This is a genomic window from Polyangium fumosum (assembly GCF_005144585.1).
In the GTDB taxonomy this organism is placed as follows: Bacteria; Myxococcota_A; Polyangia; order Polyangiales; family Polyangiaceae; genus Polyangium; species Polyangium fumosum.
Genome location: NZ_SSMQ01000167.1, coordinates 1 through 4,041, shown reverse-complemented (window position 1 = coordinate 4,041; position 4,041 = coordinate 1). Strand labels below are relative to the sequence as shown.

The window sequence follows — 4,041 nt, the reverse complement described above, 5'->3', positions numbered from 1 at the left end:
CGCTCCTCCACGACACGGCTCTCCCTCCAGGGCATGCCCAGGTCTCGCCAGACCTGTCGACCGTAGGGCAACTAACTGTCACCCAGGCTCCCGGTCTACCCTGTTACCCAGGTAGCCGGTCTGTACCGACTCGGCCGCACGCTTCCGAGGCACGACGTCGTCTCTCCAAGGTACGAGGTCGTGTGTCCGGAGACTCGGCCGCATGCCTCCGAGGCACGCCCTCGTTCCTCCGAGGCACGACGTCGTGTGTCCGGAGACTCGGCCGCACGCTCCCGATGGTCTTGCCACCGGCCCGCTGGAAGAACTGCGCATCGCGCAGTTCTTCCACCTTCGGTCCAGGGCTGGCCCTGCAAAGGGGGGCGGACAGTTACTAATGATTTCCCCGCATCGACTGCGCTTCGCGCAGTCGATGCTTAGAGGTCCAGGGCTGGCCCTGGTTCGGGTCGAGGGGCGAACAGCCCCCGCGGGGTCCGGGGCAGCGCCCCGGCGCGACGGCTTGCGCGTGAGACGCCTCAGCCCATCGACTCGAGCACGAGCGCGATGCCTTGGCCGCCGCCGATGCACATCGTCACGATGCCGTAGCGCTTCTTCGTCCGGCGCAGCGCGTAGGCGCACGTGAGCGTCAGGATTGCGCCTGTTGCGCCGAGCGGGTGGCCGAGCGCGATGGCGTTGCCCATCGGGTTCACGCGCTCCGGGTCGATGCCCATTTTTTCGAAATCACGGACGCAGGCGATCGCTTGGGGGGCGAACGCTTCGTTGATTTCGACGATGTCGACGTCCTTGCCCGTGATGCCTGCCTTCGCGAGCGCTTTTTTCACGGCGGGGACGGGGCCCCAGCCCATGATTTGCGGGTCGCACGCGGCGACGCCCATGCCCGCGATGCGTGCGAGCGGGCGTGCGCCGTGACGCTCGGCGTCTGACTCTTTGCCGATGAGCATCGCCGCCGCGCCGTCGACGACTGCGCTCGCGTTGCCTGCCGTGATGATGCCGCCTGCCTCGAAGGCGGGCGGCAGGCGCCCCATCTTTGCGGGGCTCGGATCTTCGAGGATGTGCGTGTCGTATTTGAGGACCGTGGGATCTCCGCCGTCGTCTGCGGGGAGCGCGACTGGCTCGATCTCCTCGTCGAAATGGCCTGCGTCGCGGGCGGCCTTCGCGTTCTTGTGGGAGCGGTAGGCGAATGCGTCGGCCTCCTCGCGCTGGATGCCATACCGACGACCGAGCTCCTCGGCCGTGTTTGCCATGGCCATCTTCGCGCTCGGGTCGTAGAGGCTCATGAGGAGCATGTCCTGCAGGTGCGTGCCCGCGGGCAGGCCCTTCGCCTCGATGGGGCCGTATTTCTGCGTCGCTGCGCCGACCTTCTTGCCTCGGTAATCGTAGAGGCAGAAGGGGTATTGCATGCTCTCGGCGCCGCCGACCACGGTGAACGGGCGCTCCTCGTCGTTGCGCAGACCCGCGAGGAGGATCTCCGCGCCGACGCAGATCGCCTCGGCGCCGCTGCCGCAAATGCGCGCGACCGTGAGGGCCGGGACGTCTTTGCCGAGGCCGCCACGCCAGCGCATGCCTTGCGCGCCGTAAATCGAGTCCCGGTGGCTGTGCTGGGCCATGCCCATCACCACGTGGCCCACGAGGCCAGGGTCGATTTTCGTGTGCCCGAGCGTCGCCTTGATGGCCATGCCGCCGAGCTGGGTCGTGGAGAAACGCGAGAAGAGGCCCGGGGCCTTGTTGTCCACGAGGATGTCGGCGCGCGGGGTGCGACGCCCGCCGTCGAGGATGACGATGCTGGTCTCCTTGCTCATCGAACGCTCCGATCTCATTCGTGGAGGAACGCCGCCGGTACACGCGGGCCGTTCTGGATGAAGTTCTTCATGCCGATGTCGAGGTCGACCGTCTCCTTGCATTGCCCGAAGCCCTTCGCTTCGAGCGCGAGGCCCTCGGCGAGCGGCAAGGCATTGCCGCGGCGGACGACGGAGACCAGAATCGCGTCGATGGCCCGCGAATGATGGCCGAGGTCCGTGGCGGGGAGTTTTTCGGGGACCGCGATCGGGGCCGCGTCGACGGGCGCGAGCTTGATCTCGCCCGCGAGGTGCTTCTGCACGAGGGTCTTCGCCTCCCCGAGGAAATCCTTCACGGGGGCGATCGTGGCCCAGCCCCAGGCGTGTGCTTCCTTCGCGCCGACCGAGCGGCCCGTGCGGAGGAGGTCGAGCGCGCGCTCGAAGCCGATGAGCCGCGGCAATCGTTGCGTGCCGCCATAACCGGGGATGATGCCGAGGTTCACCTCGGGCTGGCCGAGGACGAGCTCCGGGCCGACGACGCGGCCGTGGCACGCCATCGAAATCTCGGCGCCGCCGCCGAGGACGGGGCCATTGAGCGCCGCCACGACGGGCTTCTTCATCGAGGCGATCGTGCCCAGCACCGCGTGGCCGAAATGGCAGATGGCTTCGCAATCGGCCGGCGTCTTCAGCGAGGCGAGCTCGCCGATGTCCGCGCCCGCGAGCGCGCCGTCCTGGCTCGTGAAAATCACGCCCTTGACCGTGTCGTCCGCGGCGAGCTCCTTCATCGACGCCTCGATCTCGGAGAGCGTCTCGCGGTTCAACGCATTGCGCACCTCGGGCCTGCGCACCGAGACGAGCGCGAGGTCGCCGTCCCGCGTGACGACGACGTTCTTGCGGAAGCGCGGGAGGTTCTTCTCGGTGATGCTCTTCGGGACGTGGAATCCCGGATGCGCGGCGGCGTACGTGGTGCACACGGCGTGCACGCGCTCGATGCCGAACTCCTCGGCGAGCGAGAGCAGGCCCTTGCGGAAGCCGAGCGACATACGCGTGAGCCAGTCGAGGTCCGAGGGGGCGCAGATGTTCTCGTCGGCGACGAAATAGGTGCGCGCGAAGAGCACGGCGAGGATGCGATCGAGGACCGTCTTGCCGAGCGCCGCGTCGTACCGGCCGTCGCCGCGGTTCTTCGGGTCGTGCCAGGGGCGATTGCCGACCTCGCGCAGAATGGCCGGCGGCTCGAACCAAGCGCTGCCCGTGGGCGCATCCCGCATGAGCTCCTGGCAATGGACCGTGAGCAGGTTGCCCCGGGTCAAGTCCATCACGTTGAGCGGGCCACCGCCGCCGATCGCGTCGTTGACGATCGCGTCGACCTGCGCCGGCGTCGCCACGCCCTCCGCGACGATACGCGCGGCCTCGGAGACGTAATTGCAGAAAATGTCGTCGGCCGCGAAACACGCGACGTCCGCCGTGATGATGGGGACCTTGCCGAGCTTCTCCAGCGTGCGGATCATCCGCTCGCCGAACGTGTCGTCCCCCGAGAGGACGACCTCGACCGGGAGAGCGCGCCACGCAGGATAAAAGGGGTGATTCACGAAGCAACGTTCGGGGTGCTTCGCCCCTTTCGCGATCTCGGCGCGCGGGATGCCGCTCGTGGCGAAGCCAATCAGGCAGTCGGGCCGGACCGTGGCCTCCAGCGCGGCGATGATCTTGCGCTTGATGGGGAGATCCTCGGTCGCAGCCTCGAGGACGTAATCACACGCGGCGAGGTCCGCGAGGGAGAGGGTCGGGACGAGGGCCTCTTTCACGGCGCGCGCGGCGCTCTCGGAGAGCTTGCCGCGGGCAAGGGCCTTCGTCACATAGGTCCCGATACGAGCCATGCCCGCGTCGAGCGCCTCTTGCTTGATGTCGTGCAAATAAACGCGGCCACCTTCCCTGGCGATGGCAGATACGAAGCCGTACGCCAGATCCGGGCCGATCGATCCCGAGCCGATCACGCCAACGATCATGTGTGAGAACACCTCCGGCGCGTCGGGGCGGCCCGCGGGCCGGGTGCCTCCGAAGCAGGGCCGGCCCTTATCACCAGAAGGCCGCGGCGCCAAGGCTCGGCGCGGTCCTTCCCCTTGGGGCCGCTGTGCTGGGGCGTTGCCCCAGGCCCCACCCGGGGCTGTCCGCCCCGGGACCCGGACCAGCGAGGCGCTGGACCCAGGACGATGAACTGCGCGATGCGCAGTTCATCGAACAGCCGGGGGTCAAGACCGGCGACGCCCTGCCG

General features: G+C 68.3%; 2 protein-coding genes. Both read right to left on the bottom strand.

What is annotated here, in order from left to right; genetic code table 11:
* Window positions 1-512: 512 nt before the first annotated feature.
* Window positions 513-1,796: a thiolase family protein gene (locus tag E8A74_RS51480; RefSeq protein WP_170230028.1), complete on the bottom strand. Its 1,284-nt coding sequence runs from the start codon at window positions 1,794-1,796 to the stop codon at window positions 513-515.
* A 14-nt stretch (window positions 1,797-1,810) separates the two neighbouring features.
* Window positions 1,811-3,775: a 3-hydroxyacyl-CoA dehydrogenase/enoyl-CoA hydratase family protein gene (locus E8A74_RS51475; RefSeq protein ID WP_136936557.1), complete on the bottom strand. Its 1,965-nt coding sequence runs from the start codon at window positions 3,773-3,775 to the stop codon at window positions 1,811-1,813.
* Between the last annotated feature and the right edge of the window lie 266 nt (window positions 3,776-4,041).